This window comes from Streptomyces sp. NPDC013157 (assembly GCF_042899865.1).
Lineage (GTDB): Bacteria > Actinomycetota > Actinomycetes > Streptomycetales > Streptomycetaceae > Streptomyces.
The window spans coordinates 2,827-29,045 of sequence record NZ_JBIBAK010000032.1 but is presented as its reverse complement, the minus strand read 5'-3'; the positions used below and the strand labels follow the sequence as shown (position 1 = coordinate 29,045).

General features: G+C 70.7%; 21 protein-coding genes and 3 pseudogenes. 5 read left to right on the top strand and 19 right to left on the bottom strand.

Translation table 11 applies throughout. The annotated features are described in order from the left end of the window. Nucleotides 1–149 precede the first annotated feature (149 nt). A complete protein-coding gene (locus ACFY6U_RS50935) occupies nucleotides 150–1,511 on the bottom strand; it encodes an aminomethyl transferase family protein (protein ID WP_390049817.1) in 1,362 nt (453 codons plus the stop codon). A 165-nt stretch (nucleotides 1,512–1,676) separates the two neighbouring features. Here ACFY6U_RS50935 and ACFY6U_RS50930 point away from each other — a divergent pair, with 165 nt between their 5' ends. Next, on the top strand, nucleotides 1,677–1,898 hold the full coding sequence (locus ACFY6U_RS50930; protein WP_390049815.1) for a hypothetical protein: 222 nt from the start codon (nucleotides 1,677–1,679) through the stop codon (nucleotides 1,896–1,898). 275 nt (nucleotides 1,899–2,173) lie between these two features. Here ACFY6U_RS50930 and ACFY6U_RS50925 read toward each other — a convergent pair whose 3' ends face one another. Further along, entirely contained in the window at nucleotides 2,174–2,893 is a 720-nt protein-coding gene (locus ACFY6U_RS50925; RefSeq protein WP_390049814.1) for a MarR family winged helix-turn-helix transcriptional regulator, read from the bottom strand. A gap of 238 nt (nucleotides 2,894–3,131) precedes the next feature. Here ACFY6U_RS50925 and ACFY6U_RS50920 point away from each other — a divergent pair, with 238 nt between their 5' ends. Together ACFY6U_RS50920 and ACFY6U_RS50915 are read left to right on the top strand one after the other, a co-directional pair. Next, nucleotides 3,132–4,196: a zinc-binding alcohol dehydrogenase family protein gene (locus ACFY6U_RS50920; RefSeq protein ID WP_390049812.1), complete on the top strand. Its 1,065-nt coding sequence runs from the start codon at nucleotides 3,132–3,134 to the stop codon at nucleotides 4,194–4,196. Nucleotides 4,197–4,279: 83 nt separating this feature from the next. Further along, nucleotides 4,280–4,447: pseudogene (locus tag ACFY6U_RS50915) on the top strand (aldo/keto reductase); the annotation flags it as partial. A 54-nt stretch (nucleotides 4,448–4,501) separates the two neighbouring features. Here the strand turns inward: ACFY6U_RS50915 and ACFY6U_RS50910 are convergent. The 9 genes and pseudogenes from ACFY6U_RS50910 to ACFY6U_RS50870 all read right to left on the bottom strand — a co-directional run bounded on the left by ACFY6U_RS50910 (nucleotide 4,502) and on the right by ACFY6U_RS50870 (nucleotide 13,075). Then, nucleotides 4,502–5,476, bottom strand: coding sequence for an Lrp/AsnC family transcriptional regulator (locus tag ACFY6U_RS50910; protein WP_390049811.1), 975 nt, complete (start codon nucleotides 5,474–5,476; stop codon nucleotides 4,502–4,504). A gap of 178 nt (nucleotides 5,477–5,654) precedes the next feature. Beyond that, a complete protein-coding gene (locus tag ACFY6U_RS50905; protein ID WP_390049913.1) occupies nucleotides 5,655–8,063 on the bottom strand; it encodes an MFS transporter in 2,409 nt (802 codons plus the stop codon). Between the two features lie 97 nt (nucleotides 8,064–8,160). Further along, entirely contained in the window at nucleotides 8,161–8,469 is a 309-nt protein-coding gene (locus ACFY6U_RS50900; RefSeq protein ID WP_390049809.1) for a hypothetical protein, read from the bottom strand. Between the two features lie 30 nt (nucleotides 8,470–8,499). Then, nucleotides 8,500–9,303, bottom strand: a complete 804-nt coding sequence (locus ACFY6U_RS50895) for an SDR family NAD(P)-dependent oxidoreductase (RefSeq protein WP_390049807.1) — start codon at nucleotides 9,301–9,303, stop codon at nucleotides 8,500–8,502. Next, a complete protein-coding gene (locus ACFY6U_RS50890) occupies nucleotides 9,300–10,226 on the bottom strand; it encodes a fumarylacetoacetate hydrolase family protein (protein WP_390049805.1) in 927 nt (308 codons plus the stop codon). Before ACFY6U_RS50890 ends, ACFY6U_RS50895 begins: the two co-directional genes overlap by 4 nt. A 9-nt stretch (nucleotides 10,227–10,235) precedes the next feature. After that, complete coding sequence (locus tag ACFY6U_RS50885; RefSeq protein ID WP_390049803.1) at nucleotides 10,236–11,255, bottom strand: dihydrodipicolinate synthase family protein; 1,020 nt, start codon at nucleotides 11,253–11,255, stop codon at nucleotides 10,236–10,238. 23 nt (nucleotides 11,256–11,278) lie between these two features. Beyond that, nucleotides 11,279–11,443, bottom strand: a pseudogene (locus tag ACFY6U_RS50880) (aldehyde dehydrogenase family protein); the annotation flags it as partial. A 60-nt stretch (nucleotides 11,444–11,503) separates the two neighbouring features. Continuing rightward, nucleotides 11,504–11,738 (bottom strand): annotated as a pseudogene (locus ACFY6U_RS50875) (aldehyde dehydrogenase family protein); the annotation flags it as partial. Then, on the bottom strand, nucleotides 11,735–13,075 hold the full coding sequence (locus ACFY6U_RS50870; RefSeq protein ID WP_390049801.1) for an FAD-dependent monooxygenase: 1,341 nt from the start codon (nucleotides 13,073–13,075) through the stop codon (nucleotides 11,735–11,737). The pseudogene ACFY6U_RS50875 and the gene ACFY6U_RS50870, both read right to left, overlap by 4 nt. A gap of 368 nt (nucleotides 13,076–13,443) precedes the next feature. Between ACFY6U_RS50870 and ACFY6U_RS50865 the strand changes: the two genes are divergently transcribed. Continuing rightward, complete coding sequence (locus ACFY6U_RS50865) at nucleotides 13,444–15,375, top strand: hypothetical protein (RefSeq protein WP_390049799.1); 1,932 nt, start codon at nucleotides 13,444–13,446, stop codon at nucleotides 15,373–15,375. Nucleotides 15,376–15,440: 65 nt separating this feature from the next. Here the strand turns inward: ACFY6U_RS50865 and ACFY6U_RS50860 are convergent, their stop codons facing one another. From ACFY6U_RS50860 to ACFY6U_RS50850, 3 genes are all read right to left on the bottom strand, one after another. Next, a complete protein-coding gene (locus ACFY6U_RS50860; RefSeq protein ID WP_390049797.1) occupies nucleotides 15,441–16,178 on the bottom strand; it encodes a glucose 1-dehydrogenase in 738 nt (245 codons plus the stop codon). After that, the gene (locus tag ACFY6U_RS50855; protein WP_390049795.1) at nucleotides 16,175–17,710 is read right to left on the bottom strand and encodes an MFS transporter; all 1,536 of its coding nucleotides are present in this window, start codon (nucleotides 17,708–17,710) and stop codon (nucleotides 16,175–16,177) included. Before ACFY6U_RS50855 ends, ACFY6U_RS50860 begins: the two co-directional genes overlap by 4 nt. A gap of 664 nt (nucleotides 17,711–18,374) precedes the next feature. Further along, nucleotides 18,375–18,515 carry a hypothetical protein gene (locus ACFY6U_RS50850; protein ID WP_390049915.1) on the bottom strand — a complete coding sequence of 47 codons (141 nt, stop codon included), beginning with the start codon at nucleotides 18,513–18,515 and terminating at the stop codon, nucleotides 18,375–18,377. Here ACFY6U_RS50850 and ACFY6U_RS50845 point away from each other — a divergent pair. Beyond that, the gene (locus ACFY6U_RS50845; protein ID WP_390049793.1) at nucleotides 18,462–18,851 is read left to right on the top strand and encodes an ATP-binding protein; all 390 of its coding nucleotides are present in this window, start codon (nucleotides 18,462–18,464) and stop codon (nucleotides 18,849–18,851) included. The two genes, ACFY6U_RS50850 and ACFY6U_RS50845, sit on opposite strands and share 54 nt — an antisense overlap. A gap of 15 nt (nucleotides 18,852–18,866) precedes the next feature. Here ACFY6U_RS50845 and ACFY6U_RS50840 read toward each other — a convergent pair whose 3' ends face one another. The 5 genes from ACFY6U_RS50840 to ACFY6U_RS50820 form a co-directional block, all read right to left on the bottom strand. Continuing rightward, complete coding sequence (locus ACFY6U_RS50840) at nucleotides 18,867–20,378, bottom strand: sensor histidine kinase (RefSeq protein ID WP_390049791.1); 1,512 nt, start codon at nucleotides 20,376–20,378, stop codon at nucleotides 18,867–18,869. Continuing rightward, nucleotides 20,375–21,124: a response regulator transcription factor gene (locus tag ACFY6U_RS50835; RefSeq protein ID WP_390049789.1), complete on the bottom strand. Its 750-nt coding sequence runs from the start codon at nucleotides 21,122–21,124 to the stop codon at nucleotides 20,375–20,377. The genes ACFY6U_RS50840 and ACFY6U_RS50835 overlap by 4 nt, the downstream gene beginning before the upstream one ends. A gap of 25 nt (nucleotides 21,125–21,149) precedes the next feature. Next, entirely contained in the window at nucleotides 21,150–23,423 is a 2,274-nt protein-coding gene (locus tag ACFY6U_RS50830; RefSeq protein WP_390049787.1) for a glycosyltransferase family 39 protein, read from the bottom strand. 49 nt (nucleotides 23,424–23,472) lie between these two features. Then, on the bottom strand, nucleotides 23,473–24,735 hold the full coding sequence (locus tag ACFY6U_RS50825) for a glycosyltransferase (protein WP_390049785.1): 1,263 nt from the start codon (nucleotides 24,733–24,735) through the stop codon (nucleotides 23,473–23,475). 425 nt (nucleotides 24,736–25,160) lie between these two features. Continuing rightward, nucleotides 25,161–25,622, bottom strand: a complete 462-nt coding sequence (locus tag ACFY6U_RS50820; RefSeq protein ID WP_390049783.1) for a hypothetical protein — start codon at nucleotides 25,620–25,622, stop codon at nucleotides 25,161–25,163. Between the last annotated feature and the right edge of the window lie 597 nt (nucleotides 25,623–26,219).

Here is a 26,219-nt window from a genome sequence, read left to right as displayed (position 1 = left end):
CGGGGGACGCGGGAGAGCCGCTTTCCCCGGGACGGACGGCGCGCGGGATCTGCCACCGCGACACAGGCACAAGGCCGTTGCCGTGAAACACCGCGGTGTGCGTTTCGCTTGCCGGCGGTGACGGACGGACGGGCGCGGTCCGCGGGGTGCTACTTGTTGCGGTAGGTCTCGCGAGCGAACTGCACGTAGGGGGCGGGGGCGACGGTGGCCCGGATCTCGGTCTGGCGGTGGGCTTCGACGCCGGGCTTGGCCGAGTTGGGGCTCTCTCCCCACACCACGGTGACCTGGGTGCCGGGTTCGCTGTGGGCACGGTCGAGGGTGGCGAGGGAGACCATGGCGCGTTCGTTGGCGATGTAACCGACGTCCATGGAGATGCCGACGAGTTCACCGTCGAGGAGGACCTTGTCGCTCTGGTGGAGGGCGTAGCGGGCCTTGGGGAACTCGATGAACTTCGCGGGGAGTTCGTCGCTCTGGTAGAGGGAGCCGATCGCGCGGGCGACGTCCTCCTCGTTCCAGACCAGGGTCACCTTGGTACGGGGAGGGTTCTGGGCGGTCTTCGCCAGGGCCTCGCGGCCGACGAAGTCGTGATCGAACTTGACGATGGAGCCGTAGCCGATGTCATAGGGGGTGAGGTAATAGTCCTCGATGTTCGGGGAGCCCATCGAGCCGCCCAGGGATCCCATCGCGGGGGTCTTCAGCCACTCGCGGTAGCCCTTCATCTTCTCGCCGGAGAAGACGGCCGGCATCGGCGCCGGAACCCAGGCGGACTCAAGGTTGGCCGTGGAGTAGGCCTTCGCGCCGACCTGGACCAGGTCGAACGCCTCGCCCTCGGCGAGGATCGCCTCGCGGACGGCTTCGCCTTCCTCCCAGGGGCCGAAGAGTTCGAAACCGGGCTGGCCGGCCATGCCGTGACGCAGTCCGCGGACCTGGTGTCCGGCGATGGTGAACGTCGCCATGTGGAAGAAGCGGGTCTCGGGCACCGGGGCGCCCGTGACCTTCTCCAGTAGTGCGAGCGCGTTGGGGCCCTGAAGTTCGTAGCGGTAGACCTTCGGCGGGCCGGAGACCCGGTCGTAGGAGTTGTCGTCGCGTTCCGTGGTGGCGTCGTAGTCGCCGGTCTCCACGTTGTACTGCACCCAGTCCAGCACCGGCGGGTGCCCGACCAGGTCGAACACGCCCTGCTCCAGGTGGAAGAGGACCGCGTCGCCGATGAGCTGTCCGTCGTGGTTGACGGCCACGTACTGCTTGGCACGGCCGGGGCCGAAGTCGGCGAAGCTGTTGACGCCCAGATCGGACAGCAGCCGCAGTGCGTCCGGGCCCTGGATGTACAGGTCCGTCATGTGGTGCGACTGATCCAGCAGCGCCACCGAGTCCCGCCACGCCCGCTGTTCGGTCCGCCAGTTCGTGAACTCCGCCCGCACCGGGAACGTGTGCGGACGGATCGGGGAGTTGCGCAGCAACTCCACCGCGCTGCCCGCACGCTCGATCGCCTGCTCGACACTCTCCTGGCTCATGTCCCACCTCTCTGTACCGGCGGCCGCATGGCCGCCTGACGCCCCCGACGGGAGCGTCAGGGCTGCGCCGGGTCGTGCGTCACGAAAATCGGGGCGCGTACGGAAAGTACTGCCAATCCGTCTACTGAACAGAATAGCTGTCTGGTATGCAGAACGCTAGGTTGGGTGGCGCACCACGACGAGATCGTCGGCGCCCGCGTGCCTCACCGTTCGGGCGGCGTCGTCGAGCAATGTCTAGTGGGAGCCGGCCCGCACCGGCAGCGGTGGTGGTCCGGCGAGGGCGAGGTCGGCGCAGTCCGGGCCGGGAAGACGCTGAGCCCCAGCACGGTCGCCGAGACAGAGGGCGGCGGACGCCCGCGCCTGCTCCGCGGTGCAGCCATCACGTGAGAGACGTGGTCTTCGCCGAGGGTGCCTCCGCCGTCCATACCGGCGGCGCGGCGCGGGCGATGACCTCCTGGCGGAACCTGGCCATCGGCGGACTACGGCTCTGCTCGGAGCGGACGGACCGTCCGAGCGGTCTGGGCCGCGCCCGGACATGCCCTCTGGATCTGCGGCGTCACCGACAGCCCACCGCTACCGGGAACTTGAAGCCGCCCTGGGGCACGAGCCCCACAACCGTGACCTCGCCGACCTCGTCCGCCACCCGGTCGCGGGTGAACGGCTCATGGCGCCGGGACGAGCCGAGTGGAAGCAGCGGACATGTATCGAACGAGAGGCCTCCCCACGGCGCGGCCATGGGGTCCCGCGCCGTGGGACGGGCTTTCGCCGCAGCGAAATTTACCATAATGAATATGAGGAAGTGGAGGGTGGTGAACACCGCCGCTCGATAAGGTGTTGCGCCTGGCTCGGTCTTGCGGCCGCTGCGGGGCTTCGCCGGCGATCGGTCGCGAACGGCGCTGCCGTACTGTCTCCGACAAGGGGGTTTCGATCAGGCAGGTTTCCAGCAGACTCGTGGTGGAGGTCAGGTCCACCCCACCGAGCCGCTCACGCGACCATGCGCGGAAGATCTCCTTGCGCTCGCGTGCGGCGTCGGCGAGTTCGCTGCCGCGCGGGGTGCACGTGATCTCGATTCGGCGGCGGTCGTCGCCGGCGGGCTCTCGCTCAAGGACCCCTGAGGCGACCAGACGGTCCACGAGCCGGCCCGGGTGACCCCCTTCGGCGATCAGAAGCGTCCCCAACTCGCCCAGGGACATCGGGCCGTACCGGTCGACAAGCTGCAACGCCTCGGCGTGGCTCGTGGTGATCCCCAGCGGCCGCAGCAGGTCGTTGGCCCGGCGGTCCGCCTCCCGGGTCAGCGCCTTGAGCAGCAGGCCGAACTCCTCGATCGCATATGAGTGAAAGGGACCTTCCGTGCCCAGCACCCCCCGCACCGTCGTCGTCACCGGCGCCAACAGTCGTACCGGACGTGACCTGCTGCCCCGCCTCGCGGAATCCGGGCTGCGAGTGATCGCACTCGCTCCAGGTGGCCGATCACCGGCCCGACCGCCTCCTGATCCATCCCTCTCCCGGCGAATCGCCTGGTCGAAACCCTTTCCTGCCCGATGCCACCGGGGAGGGACGAGTCGCGGGCGGTCCGGGGATCCATCCATGAGCCGCAGGACGACCCGAAGGAACGTGAAAGTGGAACAGACCATGATGGCGGTCCGCCTGTTCGAGCACGGCGGGCCCGAGGTGCTCAAGTACGTGGAGGTGCCGGTCCCCGAGGTCGGCCCCGACGACGTCCTGATACGCGTGCGCGCCACGGCCGTGAACAGCTGGGACCTCCGGTACCGCTCGGGAAACCTGCCGAAGCCGCTCCCGGGCCGGCCGGGCTGGCCCGTGCCGTTCCAGCTCGGCCGGGACGCGGCCGGTGAAGTCGTCGCCACCGGCGCCAATGTCACGAGGTGGCACGCAGGCGACAGGGTCCTGCAGCTTCCGCACCCGCCGTGCCGCAACTGTGCCCTGTGTATCCGAGGGCTGGAGAACCTGTGCATTGACACCGCGTACCCCGGCCACCAGGTCTTCGGCGGATACGCCGAGTACATTGCGCGCCGCCAGGACGCGATCCTGCCCATTCCCGAAGGCGTCGACTTCGAGACGGCCGCGGCCACCATGTGGACGTACACCACCCCGCTCAACTGCGCGCGGCAGGCGCCTGTCGGCCCGGGCGACACGGTGGTCATCACCGGTGCCAGCGGTGGAATGGCGATTGCCTGCGCACAGCTGGCGAAGCTGAGCGGAGCCACCGTGATCGGCACCACGACCAAGCCGGACCGGGACGAGGCGCTCAGGAAACTGGGCTACGACCACATCCTGCACTCCACCGACGCACGGCTCCCGGCTCAGGTCAGGGAACAGACGCACGGCCTGGGCGCCGACGCCGTCTGGGACTGCGTCGGCGGCAACGACTTCTTCCAGCTCTCCGTGTCCTGCACACGGCTCGGCGGCGCGGTCGTCGTCCTCGGTTCACCGCCCAGTCAGGGGTCCCGGCTCGAGCTGGACGCGTTCGCGCTCATCGCCAAGCAGGTGCGGATCGCCAGCGTCCGCGGCGCGACCCTGCGGGACCAGCAGCTGTGCCTGGAGCTGCTGGCGGCCGGAAAGATCACCCCGATCATCGACGAGACCTACCCCCTGGCGTCGGCGGTCGAGGCCCACGCGTACCTGGAGGGCCAGCGGCAGATCGGCAAAGTGCTCCTCCTGCCCTGACACGCGGGCACGCGCTGACAGCAGCACGAGCGTGGTCAGCGCTCGGCCCACGGCCGCCGAAAGACGGCATGATCAGGCCGACTGCCTTGCAGCCCCGCTTCCAGGGCGGGAACCTCCCACACGACCTCACGTTGGTCGAGCTCCTGCGAAAGGTCGCCGAACAGAAGGGTCTCAGCGTCGCCCAACTCGCCATCGCCTGGGTGCTCTCCCGCGGCGAGGACATCGTCCCGCTGGTCGGGCGCGGGATTCGGCGATGGTACTGGCGACTTCGTTTCCACTGGCTCGGCTCCGTGCTGCAACACGCCCTAGCGACCAGGCTCGTAGGCGAGCTGTTTGACCTCGCGCATGGCGAGGGCGGTCTCGACGGACTGGACGCCGTCAAGAGCACCGATCTTGTCGCTGAGGTAGGTGTACAGGTCGCCGGTGCCGGTATGGAGGGTGGCCGCGACGATGTTGGCCTGACCGGTGGTGGCCGCCGCGAAGCGCACCTCGGGGTGCGAGGCGAGGGCTCGGCCGACGTTGGCGAGTGCGGCCGGGGTGACGGTGAGCCAGAGCATGGCGACGACCTCGTTGCCGAGGTGCTCGTGGTCGAACTGCACGTCCAGGTAGAGGATCCCGGTCGCCCGCAGGCGATCCAGCCGCCGCTTCACCGTGGATTCGGGAAGGCCTGTGCTTGCCTGGAGTTCCGTGATGGACGCTCGTCCGTCGCGGCCGAGGACGGCGAGCAGCGCCTCGTCGGCGTCCTCCAGTGCGACCGGTCTGGTGCCCGGATCTACCGGTGGGGGGCTGAGGGCGGCCTGTTCGTCGGGACTGAGGGCGTTGATCTTGCTGAGCCAGCCGACGGGGCCCCCGTAGAAGTGGTGGAGCAGGCAGTGGGCACTGACCGAGATGACGCGTGGCGTGCGCTGGAGGCGGTCCAGAAGGAGTTCGTCCCGCGCCTGCCGCGTGCGGGGCTTCATCGCGCACATCACTTCTGTACCACCTGAGATCACGCTGACGTACGCGGTGTCCGGACGCCGGGCGAGTGCGCCGGCCAGTTGTTCGGCACCGTCGGGGGTGCAGCGTAGGCGCAGGATCCAGGTGCTGCGGCCGAGTCGGCGTTCGTCCGTGATGCCCAGTACGCGGAGGTGGACGGTGCCGCGCAGCCGACGATAGCGGCGAGCGACCGTCTGATCGGAGACCCCCAGGACCTCTGCGATCCGGTTGAACGGCGCCCGACCGTCGAGCTGCAGCGCCTGCAGCAGCTTCAGATCGAGTGGATCGAGTGCCTGGGCCCGCACTGGTTCCTCCTGTCTCTTTGGGGCGGCCGGTGAGGTCCGGGCCCTGGAAAAAGAGGACCCGGACCCCGGCTGGGCGCGTTCCCGTCCCCACGGATGGCGCCCTGTACCGGATCCGGCAGCTGTATGCCCCAGTGTCACCGGCACCGGCACGCTTCGAACTCTCGGCCGGACAGCCGCGTCAGCTGTCTGGGTGAGCCAGTTCCAGATGGATGTCCTCCAGGCCCCGGCCCGCCACGGTGACCGTCCTGGCCACGGCCGGATACCCGGCGGCGACCACCGAGTATTCGCCCGCGTCCAGGTCGATGAAGGCATAGGCACCGTCAGGGCCCGTGGTCGTGATGCCCACCACGTTTCCCGTCGCGTCCAGCAGGGTGACCCGAGCGTCGACCAGGCTCTTGTGGCCGGTAGCCGCTCGCACGATCCCCTGCAACTGCGCGCCAGACGAAAGGTGCACCTTCAGCGCGGTGGCTTCGGGCTCGGACGTCCGGACGGGGAGCGCGCCAGGCCGGAAGCCTGACGCGTTCACCGTGAGTGTGACATCGCTGGTCGACAGCCCGCCGAACTCGAACCGACCGTGGGGGTCGGTCTTTTCGCTGGCCAGCACCTCACCGCGCACGTTGGTGACGGTAACCAGAGCCCCCGCCACGACCAGCCCGTCCTCGGCCGACATCACGGTGCCGGCGACCCTGCCTCCTCCGGCCAGAACCAGGTCGTGCACCAGTGGCTGCTCGCCGAGTACGACCGTGGTCGCCTCCGGCTGGTGCCCCTCCGCCGAGGCGACCAGCACGTATGACCCTGCCGCTGGGGCGGTCAGCTCGTAACGGCCGGTGCTGTGGGCCACGACTCGGCCGGTCTGACGCCCAGTCGGCGAGATGAGGGTGAGCGTGGCGCAGGCTATGCCGCTGCCGACGGAGTCACGGACCCGGCCGGAGACGACGGGCCCGGAACCGGCCCGGGCCGGGGCATCGGCCTCGTCGACCACGAAGTTCCGCCCCCCCTGCCAGGAGAGCCCGACACTCACTGGATTGTCCGCGTCGGCCGTGCCGACAGGAACCGGCTTCGGTTCCGGCTCGTTTCCGGTGAACGGCTTCGCATCCTCGGGCGCAGCCTCGATCGAGGTCCGCGGTGCGCGAAGCAGAATCGCCCCGACCACAGCAGCGAGCAGCGCGAGAGCGGCCGCCACGACCAGACACAGACGAAGGCCGTCGAGGAAGGCCTCGGACAGCGCGCCCAGGGCGCGGCCGGTGTCCGCTCCCAGGTTCATTTGGGCAACCACGCTCAGCCCGTCGGCCTCCACCGCCGCGGTGATCCGACGCGCCGTCGAATCGTCCACACCGGCGTCGGCGAGATGTCCGGGCAGGGTGTCGGTGGTCCTGGTGGTCAGCAGTACGCCGAGGACGGCCGGGCCGAGCGCGCCGCCGACCTGGCGGAAGGCGTTGTTGCCGGCTGCCGCCATGCCGGCCAGGTGGTGCGGCACGGAGGCGACGGCGGTGGCGGTCATGGGTGTGACGACCAGGCCCAGGCCGAGACCGAGCAGGGCAAGTCGCCAGGTGAGAGCGCCGAAGGAGGTGTGCGCGTCGAGAGCGGTCAGGGACACCAGAGCACCCGCGGTGACCAACAGCCCGGTGGTGATCAGGACGCGTGCCGAGATCCGGCGCATCAACGGCCCCACCACGACCCCGACGAACAGGCACACCGCCGTCACCGCGAGCAGCCGGTAGCCCGCGGCGAGGGTGTCGAGCCGCTGCACCAGGCCGAAGTAGAGGCTGAGGACGAAGAAGAATCCGATCAGCCCGAGGAAACTGATCATCGCGACCAGGGTGGTGGCGCTGAACGCCGGGCTGCGGAAGAGCGCCAGGTCCAGCATGGGGTTGGTGCTGCGCCGCTCGGCCCGGACGAACCCGGCGGCGCTCACGGCGGCCAGCGCCAGCGCGGCGATCACCCGGGGCTCGGAGAAGGAGTCGGCGCCGCCCTCGATCACCGCGTAGACGAGCGAAGTGATCGCCAGCGCGGCGGTGATCTGGCCGGGCCAGTCCAGCCGACGCGAACCGGGCGCCCGGGAGTCCTCCACGAGCGGTACCGCCACCGCCATGGTGAGGAGGGCAACCGGTATCGCCGGAAGGTAGATCCATCGCCAGGCCGCGTGGTCAAGAATCACGCCCGCGATCAGGGGGCCGGTGGCCAGCGCCGTCATAAGGGCAGCGGCCCACAGCCCGACGAACTTGGCGCGCTCGTGCGGATTGGGCACCGCGTGACTGATCAGCGCCAGCGTGGTCGGCAACAGCGCGGCCGCGCCCAGCCCGGCCAGTGCCTGTCCGACCCACAGCACCTGGACCGACTGGGCGCTCAGAGCGACGGTCGCCCCCACGGCGGCGAACAACAAGCCGGCCTGGAAGACCTTCTTGCGGCCGTGTACGTCTCCGAAGACCCCCGCGGTCAGGATGAGGGCTGCCATGGGCAGGACGAATGCGTCGGAGATCCACGACAGTTGGGCAGTCGACGTGTGCAGGGCCCGTTGGATGGCCGGAAGGCTCACCGAGACGCTGGTGACCGGCAGATAGGCGACGAACACTCCCACGCACGCCATGACGAGCGTGGCTGTCGGACTGCGGCGTGGTCCGGTCGCCGTTGTTCCCAGGTTCACGAATCCTCCGTTCCGGTGCGGCAGGTCGCCGGCACGGCAGTCACTTTCCGGCCTGTGCCGGCCCTGGGCCAGCCACAGCCCGCCGAGCTTGGAGAACCGACACGGGGAAGGGCCATCCGAAGGATTTTCGACACCGCAGCGCGCGGTCGGTGTCCTGACCGGGCGCGGCCAGGAAGCCGGCGGTCTCGGGCAGGGCGCGGCGCACCCACGGACCGAAGAACGTGAGGGGGACGCTGAGCAGGAACGGGATGCGTCGGCTCTTCTCACCGCCCGCGGTGAAACCCTGAACTAAGCACAGCAGGGCCGGTGGGATCGGCGCCGCGATGTCGATCTGGCTGAACGTCGGCACCGGACCGATGCCCTTGGCGGCCAGGTGTGTTCACGGTGCTGGATCATCCTTCTGATGAGGCGCTGCCCCCGGCAGGACGGTCGACCAGCCGCCGTCGACGACGAGGTTCGTGCCGGTGATGTGCGTGGACTCGTCGGAGGCCAGGAACAGCGCCGCGTTCACCACGTCGTCCGGCACTCCGACGCGGCCGAGCGGGATGTGCGCGGCGATGGTGCGCATGGGGTGGTCGTCGGCGAGCAGGTCGCCGCGGGTGGCCTCGGTGTCGATCATTCCGGGGCTGACGCAGTTGGCACGGATCCCGTGTGGTGCGCCCTCTGCGGCGAGTTGGCGGGTCAGGGCGATCACCGCGCCCTTGGAGGCGGAGTGCGCGGTGCGCTGGTTGGTGAGGGAGCCGGCGAGACCGGCCGTGGAACCGACGGTGACGATGCAGCCGCGGCTGCGGACCAGGTGTGGCCAGGCGGCTCGGGCCGCGAGCCACACCGAGTCCAGTTCGGCGCGCAGGGTGAACGTGAAGTCCGCGTACGACTGCTGGTCGATCGCGCCGAAGCGGACCGCGCCGGCGTTGGCGTACAGGATGTCGACGCCGCCGTACGCGGAGACCGCACCGGCCACCCAGTCGCGTACCGAGGCCTCGTCCGTCGCGTCGAGCGGGCCCGGCACCAGAGCGTTGCCACCGGCCTCGGCGATCATGCGCCGGGTTTCGAGCGCGCCGTCGTGTCGCAGGTCGCCGCCCACCACGAGCGCGCCCTCGGCGGCGAACCGCAGGGCCGCGGCGCGGCCCTGGCCCCGGGCTGTGCCGGAGATCAGGGCCACCTTCCCCTCCAGGCGCCTCACGGCCGCTCCCGCGTGCGGCGCCGCGCCCGCGGCAGCGGTACCGGCTCCGGCCCCGGCACGACGGTGTTCGACACCGTGCCCACGCCCTGCACCGTGAGGGTGACGGTGTCGCCTTGCTTCAGGGGCGGCGGGGTATGTTCGCCGCGCAGGCCCCACAGTTCGGCGAGGCAGCCGCCGTTGCCGCAGGTGCCGGAGCCGAGGACGTCGCCGGGGCGCACGGTCGTGCCGCGCGAGGCGTAGGCGACCATCTCCTCGAACGTCCAGCTCATGTTGGACAGCAGGTCCTCGCCGACCACAGTGCCGTTGACCTCGGCCCGCAGCGCCAGGCGCAGGAACCCCTCCGCGTCCCGGTACGGCTCCAGTTCGTCGGCGGTGACCAGCCAGGGGCCGAGCGTGGCAGCCGTGTCCTTTCCCTTGCACGGACCGAGACCCACCCGCATCTCGCGGGCCTGCAGATCGCGCGCGGACCAGTCGTTGAATACCGTGTACCCGGCGATGTGGGCGCGCGCCTGCTCGGGCGTCAGGTCCCGGCCCTCACGGCCGATCACGGCGGCGACCTCGAGCTCGAAGTCGAGGACGGCCGCACCCGGGGGCAGGGGCACCTCGTCGTACGGGCCGAGGACGGCGTACGGATTGGTGAAGTAGAAGGTGGGCGCGTCGTACCAGGCGTCCGCCACCCCGGCGGCGCCGTCGATGGACTTGCGTACCCCTTCCACGTGTTCCTCGAAGGTGACGAAGTCCCGGACGGTCGGCGGGTCGAGCGGCGCGAGGAGCCGCACCTGGGAGACGTGTGGCCCGGGCACCGGACCCGGCCCGGTCACGTCCAGAACGCCGGTCGCGTCAGGCACCGGGTGCAGGCGGTCCACCTCGTCCAGAACTCCGACCTGCGTGCGACCTTCGTGTACGTAGCGTGCGATGCGCATCGGGAAACCTCAGGCCGGGTTGCGGCCGATGGAGAACTCGCGGAACGGGTCCATGCCGGGTTCGAGGCCGGCGTCGAGCAGCCCCTTGCGCAGGGCCGTCATCTGGGGGTCGTGGATGCGCTGGGTGGGCATGCGCAGCGGGCCGCCGTTGTAACCCTGGAGCCAGCCCTGGAACTTCCACGCCTGCCGGTTGATGAACGCCCCGCCGTTGAGCGTGGCGGCCAGCTCCGCCTTGGTCTTCCGGGCCGGGTGGAGCTGCCAGTACAGGTCGGCCGCCTCGTCGAACCTGCCCTCGCACAGCAGGTTGAAGGCGCGCGGGATCATGGGGCCGTAGTACTCGTGATCGCTGGTGGCGGAGAACTGGAGCGGCATGATCTGCGACAGCGGGATCAGCTCGCCCTCGATGGGCATGGAGATGACCACGTCGTCACCGAAGTGCCGGTGGCACTCGATGACGCTCTGGATGCTGGGGAACCCGCCCTCGGCCTTGATGGCGACGATGTTGGGGCAGTCGTCGAGGAGCCGGCGGATCAGCCGTACCGGGATGTCGGAGGGGTGGATGCGGGTTCTGAAGCCCCACAGGAACATCGGGAAGAGCATGACACCGAGGTTCGTCGCGTCGCAGACGGCCTTGGTGTAGTCGTAGACGTCCTGCTCGGACTCCGGGTAGAAGTTCGGCGGGTACGACAGCAGCACCAGCTCGGCGCCGGCCTCTTCCGCGCCCCGTACGGCCTCGATGTTGTCCTCCAGGGTGCTCCAGCTCCCGTGGTGGACGAGCAGCAGCCGGTCTCCGGCCTCGTCCTTGATGATCCGCAGGACGTCGAGGTACTCGTCGAGCCGGATCGAGACCTCGGAGACGCCGAGGGTGCCCATGAAGCCGTGCTCGATCGCGAGCCGGGCATCGTGCCGGACCGCTGTCTCGTTGATCTTCTTCAGGTCGTTGGTGAACGAGGGGATCGTGCAGTTCACTACGCCGACGAGGTTCTCGCGGGCCCAGTCGCGGGCCTCGGCGCGGGTGTAGCGGGCCATGAGTGTGCTCCTAGCGGCTCAGGTCAGGGGTGGGTGGTGCCGGCGCCTTCCCAGGCGAGGTACTTCAGTTCCAGGAACTCGTCGATGCCGTGGACGGAGCCCTCCCGGCCGACACCGGACTGCTTGACACCGCCGAACGGCGCCAGTTCGGTGCAGATCAGGCCGGTGTCGATGCCGACCATGCCGGACGATCAGCCTGGCCAGGTCCTCGGCGTTCTCGGTGACCAGCTCGAACCAGCGGCGCACGATCCGGGAGCGGTCCTTGGCCGACCGCGCCTTCCACGGGCCGAAGGCGCGGTGCGCGGCCTCGATGGCGCCCGCGGTCTCCTCCCGGCCGAGCTTCGGCAGCTCGGCCGGCAGATCGCCGGTGGACGGGTCGTGCACCGGGAACGTGCCGGCTCCGGTGACCCAGACGCCGTCGACGTAGGCGCCCTTCTTCAGCAGGGACGGGTCGGCAAGTTCTCGACTTATGAGGGTGCTCATTTCGCGACCGGGGAGAGGGTGACGGGCAGCGTGGTACCGAGGGACAGTTCGCCGGCGCGCCATGCGCACATCGAGGCGACCGCCAGTTCCTGTACGACGGAACCGACCGACTTGTAGACCACCAGCGAGTCCGGGCCCGAACGGCCGGCGACACGGCCGGAGACGACGTCGGCCAGTGAGACGATCTTGTCGGAGCAGTCGACGCCCGACGCCTCGGCCGCCAGCAGGTCCCCGGTGTCGTGGGCGACCTCGTCCACCATGTCGGCCACGATCAGATCGGCCCGTGCCAGCACCTCGACGCCCAGCTCGCGCTGTTCCGGCAGGGCGGAGCCGATCGACGCGACCGTGGAACCGGCCGGCGCCTCGCGCAGCGTCGGCTGCTCGTCCCAGGACCGGGCCGCGCACAGCACCAGATCGGCGCCCTCCACCGCGGCGGCGGCACTCTCAGCCGTGCCGAGCGGCAGCCCGAGGTCGGCGAGCCGCTCGGTGAACCGGGCGCGGCTGGCGGGGTTGGGGCTGAACACGGTGACCGAGGACAGCTCACGCAGCGCGGCCAGCGCTCGCACATGGTTCTGCGCCTCGAAACCGGAACCGATCACACCCACCCGCAGCGGTCCGGCGGGGGAGAGGGCGTCGGCCGCCAGCGCGGAGGTCGCCGCGGTACGGAACCTGGTGATCGGGAACGCGTAGCACTGGTCCGCCGCGATCGGGGTGTAACCCGCTTTGTAGCGGGGGCCGCCGTAGTACAGCTCGGAGCAGTCCAGCTCCGGAGGGCGGGCGGCCACCACCCGGAAGATCGACATGCCGACGGGCTTGGGCCGCGCATCGATGCCGATCATGGAACGCATCTGCGAGTTGGTGCCGTCGGCGCCCACCACCAGGTCGTAGTGGCCGGTCGTTCCGTCGGTGAACGTGACCCTGGTGGTGTCCGCGCTCTGTTCGAGGCGTTGGACGCTCACTCCGAGGTGGACGGTGACACCTTGCGCGTACACGGCCTCGCACAGCGCGTTCTGGAGGTCGGAGCGCAGGGCTCCCGCTGTGGAGGGCAGGTCGGCGCCACCCGTGTGCGCCGCCTCGATCTCCGCGATCAACTCGCCGTCGGCGCGCCGCATCCGCACCAGGTCGAAGGTGACGGCGTGTTCCAGGATCCGGTCGAGCACGCCGACCGAGCGCAGCGCCTTGAGCGCGTTGCCCTGGATGGTGATGCCGTGACCGACCCCGGACCATGCCGGCGCGATCTCCACCAGGTCGACCTCGACGCCGCGCTGCGCCAGCGCGAGCGACAGCACGCTGCCGGTGATTCCGCCACCGACGACAAGCACTTTCCGTACGGACACGGCTGCTCCCTGGAAAAGTCGACGGGCGAGTGGGGCGGCACCGCACAGCGGGGGCACGGCTTCAGAGCCTGGTCGGTGTACCGGTGGCGGTCAACGCGGAGAGGTATCCGCGAGGGTGACCACACCCATTGATCTTGGTGATGGCTGTGATGGTTGCGATGGCAGCCATCACCAACGGTGGATTACGCCCGTTCGACCACCGCCCCTAACGTCGGGTGGGCAGTGGCCAACTGGGCGGCCCGCACTGAAGTTGCGTGTGATGCGCGGGCGCTCCGGCACGTCACGCCCGCCGTGACACGACGCGGCCTGTCGTGACCGCGTCCGCGACGTCGCACTCACCGCCGACATCCCTGAGGAGCCGCCTACCCATGCCCCAGCCACACCCCACCATGCGCTCGCGCGTGCGCGCACTGCTGTTCGTCAGCTCCGCTGTCGCCGCCCCGGCGCTCCTTGTGCCCACAGCCGCACACGCGGACTCGGACTCGACCACGGTCTCGCCCACGGGACGCCGCAAGACCGTCGCCTCCGGTGAGACCTGGGAGGTCACCGAGATCACCCGCCTCACCGAACTGACCGTGGAGGACGGCGCGGTCCTCGCCGCAGCCGGGGGACACCAGCTGTCACTGACGGTGAACGGAGTGGAGACCGGCTCCGTCATCGACGGCACGTACGGCACCGCGACCGTCATCGCGGCGGGCGCGTACCGCGGTGACGTCGTCGTCACGCCCACCGTGGACCACACCGAGACGTTCTCCGGATCCAACTTCCACATTCGGCAGGCCGTGTGGGCCGGCGCCGACGGCGTGGTCAGGGACAACTCCGTCCTCTCCGCGGTACGCGGCGGCAAGCTGACCGACGCCTACGCCAAGGACGTCGCACTCCTGTCCACCGGCGAGGACTTCAACGGCTTCTACGTCGTCGAGGGCGCCTCGTATACCCTGATCCGCCCGACCGTGCGCTTCGACGGCAACGGCCGCACCGACTTCGCCACCGCGGGTTCGGCGATCACGGCCAAGGGCGCCGGTACCCGCCTGGTCGTCGAGGACGCGGACATCGACAACAAGGGGTCGATGCGCAGTGCCGTCATCTCGCACGCCGGCGCCAACGTGATCGTCAAGAACTCCCGCATCCGTACGCGTGACGGCGTGCTCCCCGACGACTACGAGTTCGGACTCGGGCCCAATCTGCGCTCCGTGCCCTGGATGCTCGGCCTGAGCGGCAACGTACGGGCCACGACGATCCTCGGTGCCGACGCCTCGGCCACCTACATCGGCTGCGACGTCTCCTCCGAGCGGTGGGGCGTCCTGTCCACCGACTCCGTCACCAACGCCCACCTCACCGCGATCAACACCTCCGCCACGATCACCGGAGACTCCGGCTACGGCACCTACTCCGACGGCCCCACCGCCCACAACCTGCTCCTCGGCACCCGGGTCGACGCGGCCACCATGGTCGCCATCTGCGGCGGCGGCCACGTCACCTTCGCGGACTCCACCCGCGAGGCCGTCGCCGGGGTCGACACCGACCGCGATCTGCGGCTCACAGCGCGCGAACTCGCCGCGATCACACCGCGCGGCTCGGTGCTCCACTCGCGCAACTTCGGGGTCATGTTCCACACGGTCGGCGTGATGGATCCCACCGCCGGAGGGTGGGCCGACATCTCGGGCGCCACCAGGTTCACCACCGGCAAGACCCTGTTCCTGAACAAGAGCACATCGGCCGACATCACCGTGGACGGTTCGAGGGGCGCCACCCTCCAGGCCGGCAACGGGGTCCTCTACCAGCTCATGGAGACCGACGACCCGGCCGCGACGGGCTACGTCTACACCGACCCCACCACCGACCCGGTCAAGGACGACACCTTCGACACCACCGCCGAGCACGACACCGACGCCACCTTCACCCTCACCGACATCCAGGTGGCGGGTGACATCTACAACTCGAAGCGCGACGGCAGGAACCTCGTCGCCACGTTCACCCGCACCCGCATCCAGGGCGTGATCTCGGCGTCGAAGTCCATGCACCTGGTGGACCGGATCACCGAGGAGAACGCGGACGACCTCGGCCACGTCACCAACACCGCCCAGGCCGCGGTCAACAACGGCGTCATCGTCACGCTCGGCGCCGGGTCGGTGTGGACGGTCACCGGAACCTCGTACCTGACGAAGCTGACCGTCGCCGCCACCGCGACCGTGCAGGCCGCGAGGGGCAAGCGGCTCACGCTGACGGTCGACGGCAAGGAGACCGCCCTCACCGCCGGCAGCACCTACACCGGTGCCGTCCAACTCACTGTCTCCTGAGCACAGCCGAGTGGCCCGCCGTGCGTTCCCACGCGGCGGGCCGCCTTCATGTGCCGGCCCCCGGTCTACTGGGCGGTGAACCCGCCGTCCACCACGAACTCCGCGCCCGTCGCGTAACCGGACTCGTCGGAGAGCAGGAACAGCACCATCGCCGCCAGCTCCTCGGGACGCCCCGCGCGGGGGAGCGGCTGATGCTTCGCCGCCTCGAGCGTCCCGGGGTTCGCCGCGGTCATGGGGGTCTCCACCAGGCCCGGATGGACCGAGTTGACGCGAATGCCGTACGGGGCGAACTCCACCGCCGCCGTCTTCGTCATCCCGCGTATCGCCCACTTGGAGGCCGTGTACGGCAGGATGCCCGGCAGGCCCACGAGGCCGGCCGCCGACGAGACGTTCACGACGGAGCCGCCACCCGCCGCGCGCATGGAGGCGAGCACCGACTTCATACCGAGGAACGTGCCCACCTGGTTGACGTCCACCACGCGCCGGTAGTCCGCCTCCGTCAGCTCCTCGATGGGGGCGTCGACGACGATACCGGCGTTGTTGACGAGGCCGGTCACCCGTCCGTACGCCCGCTCGGCCACCGTGACGGCGGTGAGCCAGTCCGACTCCCGTGTGACGTCGAGCGGGGTGAACGTCGCGTGATCGGCGCAGAGTTCACCTGCAAGCGCCTCACCCTCGGCGGTCAGTACGTCGCCGATCACCACGTGGGCGCCTTCGGCGGCGAGGCGCCGCGCATGTGCGGCGCCCATCCCGCGGGCTCCGCCCGACACGATCACGACCTTGCCCGCGACCCGTCCGCTCATGCGACCGCGGCCTCCTCCGCGGCCTCGGCGGCCGTCGTCTGCGGCGCCGATCCCCGTACGAGGATCAGTGTGGCCGCCGCACCGACGAGGGACGCGATGCCGGCCACGACCGTGCCGACGGAGTAGCCGTGACCGAGCGCGTCGAGCGCGGCCTGCCGTGCGGCGTCGCTCGTGTCCGGCGAGTTGAACAGGGCCAGCGCGCCACCGGCCTTCTCGATCGCCGCATCGGCGCCCGTGAGGTTACTGGACAGCTGTCCCGCGGCCAGAGCCGCCGCGATGGATCCGACGAGGGCCGGGCCGAGCGCCTGGCCCGCCTCACGCACCAGCGACGTGGCGCCGGACGCCATACCGGTCATGTGGATCGGTACCGCGTTCACCGCGGCGGCCGTGAGGGAGGAGACCACACAGATGAATCCGACACCGAGCAGCAGCACCGGACCGATGAACGCGCTCAGGGACGTCGTCGTGATCGGCAGGGCGCTGATCCAGAACTGGCCGGCCGCCATCGGCAGCAGACCGCCGACGAGCAGCCAGCGCGGGTTCACCTGGCTGAGCATCCGGCCGAGCACCGGGGCGAGCAGCAGCGGGATGAGCTGCAGGATCACGAACGGCATCCCGGCTTCCAGCGAGCTCAGATGCATCACGGCGCCGAGCCGCATGGACACCACGTACGCGGTGCCGATGAAGCCCAGCATGCCGAACAGGGCCACCACGGCGGCCGCCGCGAACGACGGAATCCGCAGCAGAGACATGTCGAACATCGGCGCGGAGGAGCGCAGCTCGACCCGGACGAACGCGGCGAGACCCACCACGGCGATGATCATCGCGCCGATGAACAGGCCACTGCCCCACCCGGAGGCCGAGCCCTGATTGATGCCCCACAGCAGCGCAGTCAGGCCGACGGCGACGGCGATCTGCCCCGGCCAGTCCAGCGTGCGGCCCTCGGCCGCGCGCGAATCGGTGACCAGCCGCCAGGACAGCAGAGCCGTGACGACACCGAGCAGCACCGGCAGGGAGAAGGCCCAGTGCCAGTCCGCCTTGGTGGCGATCACACCGGACCACAGCGGGCCCGCGGCCGACGCGGCGGAGATGGAGAGAGCCCAACGGGACACCGCCTTGGCGCGTTCCTTGGGCTGCGGGGTGGCGGCCGAGAGTACGGCGAGGGTGGTGGGGAAGAGCATCGCCGCGCCGAGGCCGGCGATGACCTGGCCGACCCAGAGCATCTCGATCGACTGGGCCGTCACATTGAGAAGTTCACCGGCAGCGAGGACCGCTCCGCCGAGTACCAGGAGCTTCTTGCGCCCGAACATGTCGCCGACGACACCGAAATTCAGCTCAAGAATGGCAGTCGGCAGCAGGAAGGCGGTCGTCACCCAGCCGATCTGGGCCGAGTTCGCGCCGAATGCCGTCGTGATATTGCCATTGATCGGAGATGGAATCGTGATGGCCAACTGGGCGGCGGCGACCGCGAGACAGCACGCGATGAGCGTACCGGTGTCGAGCCTTTTCGGTGTCGGGGCGGTTTCACTCACAGGAAATCCCTTTCCGTACGTTCGATGCGTTGTATGAGTTCGAGGCCGTGTTCAGGGGGTGTGACGGCGAAATGGCCGCACCCCTCGGTGTGCGCCGTGGCCAGCGGGTGGGGAGCGCAGAGGCGGGGCCGAGAACCGGGTCGTGCGAGTAGTTCGAGCCGCCATTCGGAGTCGGGACGTTCCAGGACGACGCCGCGCAATCGACAGGCCGTGCTGTCACCGTCCGCAGCGTATGGACCGGTAAAGCGGGGGACAAGAACGTGTGCGGTTCGGGGGCATAACCGATTGACATGTCTGCCATCTGGTGTGCGGTGGCAGGCGGGGGCTTGTCAGTTCGCGTCGAGGGCGTTTTGGGATCGCCTTGACACCGCGTGCGCCGTGCCGCCCATCGCACACGAACGGGTCCGTGGTGCCGTCCGCGAGGACGAGGATCTCGGCCGGCCCGCGAACAGGTCGATGCCGATCTCCCGCAAGTCCGGCTCACCGCCGCAGTCACGGGCGGTACGGAGCAGGAGGCCGAACGGGACTTCGCCTCCCGCGCGGCCCGCGCACCGGCGTCGACGAGGCGGCCTCTTTCTCCTCGCCGAGCTCGGCGGGACGCCACGGCCGCGAAGCGGTCGACCTGCTCTCTCTCGCCGCTGACGCGATCACCGCTGCGGCGCTGTCACATCCGCGCCGGGCCATCGCCCTGGAACCGCTCGGGGACCACCCAGCCGATCCCGCCGTCGACCGGGCTCTCGACGTCGTCGAGGTGGACGGCGACGCGCATCAGCTCGCGCAGGTCGTCGGCAATCTGCTGTCCCACGCCTGTACCCACACGCCGCCCGACAGCCGGATCCGGGTACGTGTGGGTGCCACCCGGTGCGGCCCGCGCACCGGCGGCATCGACGTGCCCGGCAGGACGAGCTCCGGGCCCGTACTCCTGCCCGGTCTCGAGGTGTGCGTGATCGAGGTCATCGACGACGGCACGGGCCTCGGACCGGAGGACGCCCGTCATGTCTTCGGCCGCTTCTACCGCGCCGACCCGCCGGCCACGGCCGAAGCCGAGCCTGGCTCGGGACTCGGCCTGGCCATCGCGTCGGCCATCGCGACCGCTCACGGCGGCCGGCTGGACGTCCCGGCCTGCGCGACGCCGGCATGATCCGCCGGACAGACCCTAACCGCAGGGCAGGACGCAACGGAACACGCAGCCCTGTGCGGGCCGGGTCTCCAGTTCGAGGCGGCCGCCGTGTCCCTGGGCGATCGTGCTCGCGATGGCCAGGCCGAGGCCGGAGCCGCCTTGGTCGCGGGAGCGGGAGGGGTCGGCCCGGTAGAGGCGTTCGAAGACCCGGTCGGCGGCCTCGGGGCAGATGCCGGGACCGTCGTCGATCACCTCGACCACACAGATCGGGGTGCCTTCCGCCAGAGGTGGTCCCGAGGCGCTGCGGCCGGGCCGGTCCCGTCCGCCGGAGTCGGTGTCAGCGCGGGCGGTGCCGACGCGGACCCGTACGGTCGTTCGGGGTGGAGTGTGGGTGACGGCGTTGGTCAGCAGATTGGTGACGACCTGCCGCAACCGGTGCGGATCGCCGGTCGTCTCGGCCGGCTCCAGTTCGCCCTGACCGCCGCCCAGTGGCTCCAGCCCGATCCGGTGCCCCGGGCTCTGCGGCGCCACGGCGCTCACGGCGTCGGCGGCCAGCGAGAGCAGGTCCACACGCTCCGTCGCGTACACGGGTTCCTGGTCCAGCTTGGCCAGGAGAAGCAGGTCGTCGACGAGCAGACTCATCCGCTCGGCGTTCTGTGCGATGAGCCGGTCGGCCTCCCGCCGCGCCGACGCGGGCCGGTCCTGGTGCCGCAACGCCAGTTCGGCGAATCCCTGGATCGTCGTCAACGGTGTCCGCAGTTCGTGCCCCGCGTCCGCGACGAACCGGCGCAGCCGTGCCTCGGAGGACTCGCGTTCCCGCAGGGCCCGCTGGAGTCGGTCCAGCATGGTGTTCAGTACGGTGCTCAGCCGCCCGGTCTCGGTCCGCGGATCGGTGTCCGGCAGGCGCAGGTTCAGGTCGTGGGCGGTGATGTCCTGCGCGGTGTGTTCCATGCGGGTCAGCGGGAGCAGACCGATCCGTACGGCCCAGCGGCCGAGCACCACCAGGCCGGTGGCCGTGGCGGCCAGCACGATCGCGTTCAGCCAGAGCATCTTCGCGGCGGCCCCGTCCACCGTGTTCAGGGGGAGCGCCACCACGTACGAGGTCCTGCCGGATCCGGATTTGACCAGCACCCGCCATCGCTCGTCCCCGGAGACGGAGCCGACAGTGGCGGGCTCTCCCGGCGACAGCCCGAGCCGGCCGATCGAGGACGGAAGGTCCGGTCCGGGAGTGCTGCCTCCGCCCAGGGTTCCGTGCTCGTCACCCCGGGCGTCGTAGAAGGTGACCCGGAAGTCGGACGGCAGGGTCACGGAGCCCGGGGCGGGCGATGGCACGGGTCCGGGGCCGACGGTCCGGGAGTAGGCATGGTCGGGCAGGAGAAAGTCCCGGAGCTGGCCGTCCACCCGGTCAAGCAGCCAGGACCGCACCACGAAGAAGCCGATGGCCTGCGCCGCCAGCACCGCGACCGTGGCCAGCAGCGCGGCGCCCCACACCAGCCGGCCGCGCAACGACCTGGGCCGCACCGTGCGCAGGAGGTGACGCCGTCTCACCCGTCGGTCCGGGCCGTGCGGTCGCGGGGCAGTCGCAGGCAGTAGCCCACGCCCCGCTCGGTGTGGATCAGCGGCGGGTCGATGGCGTCGATCTTCCGGCGCAGGTACTTCACGTATGTCTCGATGATGCGGGCGTCACCGGAGAAGTCGTAACCCCACACCCGCTCCAGGATCATGGCTTTGCCGACCACGCGGCCCGCGTTGGCCATCAGGAAGGAGAGCAGCCTGAACTCGGTGGGGGACAGGGGGATGTAGGTGCCCGCCCGGCGGACCTCGTGCGCGTCCTCGTCGAGTTCCAGGTCGGCGTAGCGCAGGACGCCGGGCGCGGCGCCGGGCTCGTCGCAGGCACCCTCGGGGTCCGTACGACGCAGCACGGCGCCGATCCGCAGCACCACCTCTTCGATGCTGAACGGCTTTGCGACGTAGTCGTCGCCGCCCACGCGCAGGCCGGCGAGCCGGTCGTCGACGTCCGCGCGGGCGGTCAGGAACAGTACCGGTGTGGTCACGCCCGCCGCCCGCAGTGTGCGGGTGAGTTCGAAGCCGTCGAGGTCGGGCAGCATCACGTCCAGGACCAGCAGAGCGGGCGCGAACCGCTCGGCCTCCAGCAGGGCGTCCCGGCCCGTGGCCGCGCTGCTCACCTCGTAGCCGGACAGCCGCAGCGCCGTCTCCAGCAGGGTGCGGATGCCCGGGTCGTCCTCGACGACGAGGATGCGGCGCGGGCCGCGGGCAGCGGGTGCTTCTGACATGTGGGGCTGTCGTCCGTTCTGCCGCCTACTTCGTGGTGCTCTTGGCAGCGCAGTCGTACAAGGTCGTCTGACCGCCCATCATGCCCGCGGAACCTGAGGAGCCGCCCGAGGAGCCGCTGCCGCCGTAGGCGGAGGCGGGCACCTCGGTGCAGTTCTCGCTGATCCACTGGGAGCGTGCGGAGGCACTGCCGCCGGACCCCATCGGGCCGCCGCCGCCCGAGCCCGAGCCGAGGACGTAGCGCAGCTCACCCTTGCTCGTCCAGGTCCGCAGCTGGTTCACCGAAGGGGCGTTGTCGGTGCCCATGAAACCGCCCATGCCGATGACCACGGCGTCGCTGTTCAGGATGTAGGAGGAGGTGGCGTTGGCGCCGCCCTCGACGGCGAGCTTGATCCGCGCCCTGCCCGAGTGCTTGACGGCGTAGTCGAGGATCTTGCGCTGTCCGGAGGTGAGGGCCGAGTCGCCGCCGAACCCGCCCATGCCGCCGAACCCGCCCATACCGCGGGAAGCGCCGTTGCCGCCGCCGGAACCGCTTCCGCCGCCGGTGCCCGGGAAACCCTCCATGCCTTTCGGCAGCCCGCTGGGCATCCCTTCGGGCAGCTGTCCCGAGCCGCCGCCGGCGCTCCCGCCCGGCATCTGCGTGGGCATGCCCTGCGGCATGCCGCTCGCGCCGTCGCTCGGCAGCTGTCCCGATCCGCCGTTGCCGATCCCGCCGAAGCCCTCGGGCCTTTCGAAGTCACCGGAGCCGCTGCCGCCCCGGGGCAGGGAACCCGAGCCGAAGCCCATGCCCGTCATGGGGCCCGCCGTCGGGTTCACCCCCCCCATCGCGGTGGTGGAACCAGGCACGCTGAGCGACCATGCCGCGGGCGCGAGCAGCACCGCGAGCACCGCGCCGCCCAGCGCCGCGGGCAGCAGACGCCGCCGTGGGCCGGACAGCCCCAGAAGGGCCGCCGCGCCGATGCCCACCGCAAGCACGAGCCAGGCCAGCCAGCCGTGCCAGGACGGCGTCCGCCGGATCACGACGACCGCCCAGACCATCGTGACCATCACGGTCATCGCCGCGGTCGGGATCGCCCAGCGTGCACCGGCCCAGTACGCCCGTGCCAGCGCGGTCACCAGACCTCCCGTGAGGGCGGCGATCGCCGGGGCCAGCTCGGTCGTGTAGTACGGGTGGAAGGTGCCCTCCTGCGTGGCGAAGACCAGCCCGCACACCACCAGCCAGGTGCCCCACAGGATCCAGCCGGTCGCGGCGAGCGGTTCGCCCGTGTCGCCCCGGCCACGGCGGCGCCGTACCGCGACCGTCACCGCGACGCCCAGCGCCACCGCGCACAGCGGCAGCAGCCAGCTGATCTGCCCGCCGACCTGGTCGTTGAAGAGCCGCCCGAGTCCGGCCGCCCCGCCGAAGGAGACCCCACCGCCGAAGCCGCCACCCGAGCCGTTCTCGCCGAAGAGGCGCCCCAGCCCGTTGTAGCCGATGACCAGGTTCCAGGCCGAGCCGTCCTCGCTGCCGCCGATGTAGGGCCGCTCACCCGGCCACACGGCGACCATGGCCACCCACCACAGGGACGACACCGCCAGCACCGCCCCCGCGGCCAGCAGCCGCCACAGCCGCCTGAGGAACGGCCCCGAAGCGCCCACCAGCCAGGCCGCGGCGAACGCCGGGATCACCATCCAGGCGGCCAGCATCTTCGTCAGGAAGCCGACCCCGATCAGGAAACCGCTGCCCGACAGCCACAGCAGCGCCGAACGCTCCGACGACGCCTGAAGGGCACGGGTCAGCGCGTACGCCGCCGTCACCAGGGTCAGCACCAGCAGGGTGTCCGGGTTGTTGTCCCGGTTGATCGCCACCGTGATGGGAGTGAGCGTCATGACCAGCGCGGCCAGCAGGGCGGCGCCCTCACCCGCCCAGCGGCGTACCGTCCGGTGCAGTACGAAGACGCCGGCGACGCCCTCCAGGAGCTGCGGCAGGATCATCGCCCAGCCGTGCAGGCCGAAGATCTTCGTGCTGATCACCTGTGGCCACAGGGCCGCCGGGGGCTTGTCGACGGTGAGGACGCCGGCCGGGTCGTAGGCGCCGAAGAGGAAGTTCGTCCAGCTGCGGCCCATGGACTTCACGGCGGCCGAGTAGAAGCTGTTTCCCCAGCCGAGCGAGCCCAGGGCCCATCCGTACAGCAGGGCGGCCAGCAGCAGGGTGGCGCCGAGCGCGGCGGGGGCGGCCCAGCGGGGCAGCGGGCGGCCACCGAGGGCGGGGGGCGCCGTGGTGTGCGACTCGGGCGGCGACTGCTGGGATGTGTCCGTCATGATCGGAGGCACTCTTCGTCTGTGTGTGTGGGTGTGGGGGCGTGGGGGATCAGGACGTATGGCCGCGGAAGACGGCCAGACGCAGCACCAGGAACCGGAGCGCGGTGACCACGACCGACGCGGCCATGAGCACCAGCGTTTCGGCGGCGGCAGAGGCGTGCGGCCGGCTTTCGCGGAACAGGAGCACGGCGCCGGAGGTGACGAGATACCCGACGACGAACAACGCGCCCGCGCCCAGGTGCGCACGCCCGATCCCGGTCTGTGACCGGCGGAACGTGAGGCGGCGGTTGGCCTCGGTGTTGACGACGGTGAGCACCAGCAGGGAGACGAGGTTCGCCAGGGCCGGCGGCCACCAACCGCGCAGCAGCCAGTACAGCAGTGCCTGGCCGAGTGTCGAGACGATGCCGATCGCGATGAAGCAGCCGGTTTCCCAGGTCAACCGGGAGCGCCCCGAGTCGGGGGCCAGCACCGCGTCCGGGTGCTCGGCGGCCGGCCGGGGGCGCCTCGGCAGCGGTATGCGGGCGGCGCCCGAGGACTTCAGCCGGGCCATGCGCCACAGCCCGCGCAGGTCCTCGGCGGCGGTGCTGACCACGTCGACCCGGGTGTCGATGTCCTCCACCCAGTCGACGGGTACCTCGTGGATGCGCAGTCCGTTGTGCTCGGCGAGCAGCAGCAGTTCGGTGTCGAAGAACCAGGCGTCGTCCCGGGTCTTCTCCAGCAGCGGCCGGAGTATCTCGGTGCGGGCGGCCTTGAACCCGCACTGCGCGTCGCTGAACCGGGCCCCGTGGGTCAGCCGGATCAGACGGTTGTAGCAGCGCGATACGAACTCCCGGCGCGGCCCGCGCACGGTACGCGCGCCCGGCGCGAGCCGGCTGCCGATGGCGAGGTCGGAGTGGCCGCTGGCCAACGGGGCGACGAGGGGCAGCAGCCCGTCAAGGCCGGTGGACAGGTCGACGTCCATGTAGACGACGATGTCCGCCTCACTCGCGCCCCACACGGTGCGCAGGGCGAGCCCGCGCCCCTTGCGGTCGAGGTGGACCACGCTCACCCCGGACAACTCGGCGGCCAGCGCGCGGGCCACCTCCAGGGTGCGGTCGGTGCTGGCGTTGTTCGCGACGGTGATGCGCCAGGGGAACGGAAACCGCTCGTGCAGCCGCGCATGCAGGGTGCGCACACAACCCGGCAGGGAATGCTCTTCGTTGTACACGGGGATGACGATCTCGACCGTGCGCAGGGCCGCGTCGAGTGGGCCGGGCCGCGCGGCCGGTTCGAATTCACCGACGGTGCGAGCCCGACTGGACGTCTGGGTCATGGATTCCTCGTTCGTGGGGGGAACGGCGGGAAGCTCCCACACCCGGGCAGGGCCGCACGCCCAGCGGAGGGAGGCGACGACCTCGGCCTCCGGCTCGTCGTACGGAAGCGGGAGCCAGCCGAGAGCATGGCCGCCCCGGCTGGGGGGATCCGGGAAGAAGGCTGGGAACCCGCTGTGAGCCGGGTTAATTTCCGCTTTGCGGACGGCAGTGGCGGAGACCGCCGGCTGATGCCGGATTGTGCGAGGCAGCCGAGCACGGTCGCCGCTCCGCCCTCCCCGCGCGGACGGGAAGAGCGCGCGACGGCCGAGTACGGCGTTCCCTGCGTGCCGACGCGCGGCGCAACCGGGCTCACGTGTCCAGCGGGACACCTCAGCTCGCGCGACATCTAATCGGTTTGGGTGCGGCTCGGTTTGAGGGACCGTGATCATGCGGCGAGTGTGAGGGCGTCGCGGTAGCGGATGGCGTGAACCCGCAGGTGCTCGCGCTGCACGTGATACTTCCAGTACTGCTCGAAGTCGCCGTTGCTGATCACCGCGCGGAGCTTGAGGACGGCCTCGGCCCCGGCCAGGCCCCAGCGAGCACCGGTGATATCCATCCGGTCCTTGACCAGGTGCCGGCACGCCCCCCCGATCACGCCTGTCGCGATCGGCCAGCCCTCCGCCAGCGCGATGTCGTAGCCGAGGTAGGGGAGTTTGGCCCGCAGGTAGCCGACCGCCTTGTCCACCCCCAAGCGCCGCTGGCCGTCCAGTTCCGCCGTGTCCGCGTGCGCTTCGAGGGCGTCGGCGACCTGCCCGGCCCGGCCCTTAAGGATCTCCAGCGCGATCTCGCCGACCCACCTCTCGGCGGCGGGGCCGGTCCTGGCGAAGAAGCACCAGGCAGCGCCCACGCGTACTCCAGCACGTGAACGAAGTCGATCAGCAGGCACACCTCCGCGCTGCGCGCGTCGCACTGATCATGGATCACATCCAGCTGGTGTCGGGCGCCGTCGACCAGCATCACCCACTCCCACTCCCGCTCCCGGTCCGGGTCGCGGCGCTCGGCCTCCTCGAACACCGCGCCGATGACCTGTTCGGCGTCGCGTTCGACGGAGGCCGTCAGCCACTTCGCCCGCGCCCTGGGGCGTCCGGTGCACTCGGTGCGGTCGGCGTCGCCGCGCCTGATCACCTCGCCCGGCTCGCGCGGCATCGGCGCGAGGCCGTAGACCGCGCCGACGGTCGCCATCCGTTTGCGCCCGTTCTTCTCCCCGCCGGCCAGGCGCGTCTGAAACGGCCCACCCCCGGCCGCGGTCTTCTTCGCGGCGGCCCGCCTGGTCTCCTCGCGCAGCGCCTCCGGGCGCATGACGATCCCCTTGCCATCCGCCGAGAGCACCAGCAGCATCTCCCCGGAGCCGGAGCCGGAGCCGGAGCCGGAGCCGGAGCCGGAGCCGGAGCCGGAGCCGGAGCCGGAGCCGGAGCCGGAGCCGGAGCCGGAGCCGGAGCCGGAG

Excerpts from the sequence above, each read along its gene's own strand:
- ACFY6U_RS50935 (WP_390049817.1), bottom strand. The coding sequence starts at position 1,511 with ATGAGCCAGGAGAGTGTCGAGCAGGCGATCGAGCGTGCGGGCAGCGCG.
- ACFY6U_RS50885 (WP_390049803.1), bottom strand. The coding sequence starts at position 11,255 with ATGGCCCGCTACACCCGCGCCGAGGCCCGCGACTGGGCCCGCGAGAAC.
- ACFY6U_RS50830 (WP_390049787.1), bottom strand. The coding sequence starts at position 23,423 with ATGACGGACACATCCCAGCAGTCGCCGCCCGAGTCGCACACCACGGCG.
- ACFY6U_RS50905 (WP_390049913.1), bottom strand. The coding sequence starts at position 8,063 with ATGGCGTGCGTGGGAGTGTTCGTCGCCTATCTGCCGGTCACCAGCGTC.
- ACFY6U_RS50860 (WP_390049797.1), bottom strand. The coding sequence starts at position 16,178 with ATGAGCGGACGGGTCGCGGGCAAGGTCGTGATCGTGTCGGGCGGAGCC.
- ACFY6U_RS50890 (WP_390049805.1), bottom strand. The coding sequence starts at position 10,226 with ATGCGCATCGCACGCTACGTACACGAAGGTCGCACGCAGGTCGGAGTT.
- ACFY6U_RS50825 (WP_390049785.1), bottom strand. The coding sequence starts at position 24,735 with ATGACCCAGACGTCCAGTCGGGCTCGCACCGTCGGTGAATTCGAACCG.
- ACFY6U_RS50835 (WP_390049789.1), bottom strand. The coding sequence starts at position 21,124 with ATGTCAGAAGCACCCGCTGCCCGCGGCCCGCGCCGCATCCTCGTCGTC.
- ACFY6U_RS50865 (WP_390049799.1), top strand. The coding sequence starts at position 13,444 with ATGCCCCAGCCACACCCCACCATGCGCTCGCGCGTGCGCGCACTGCTG.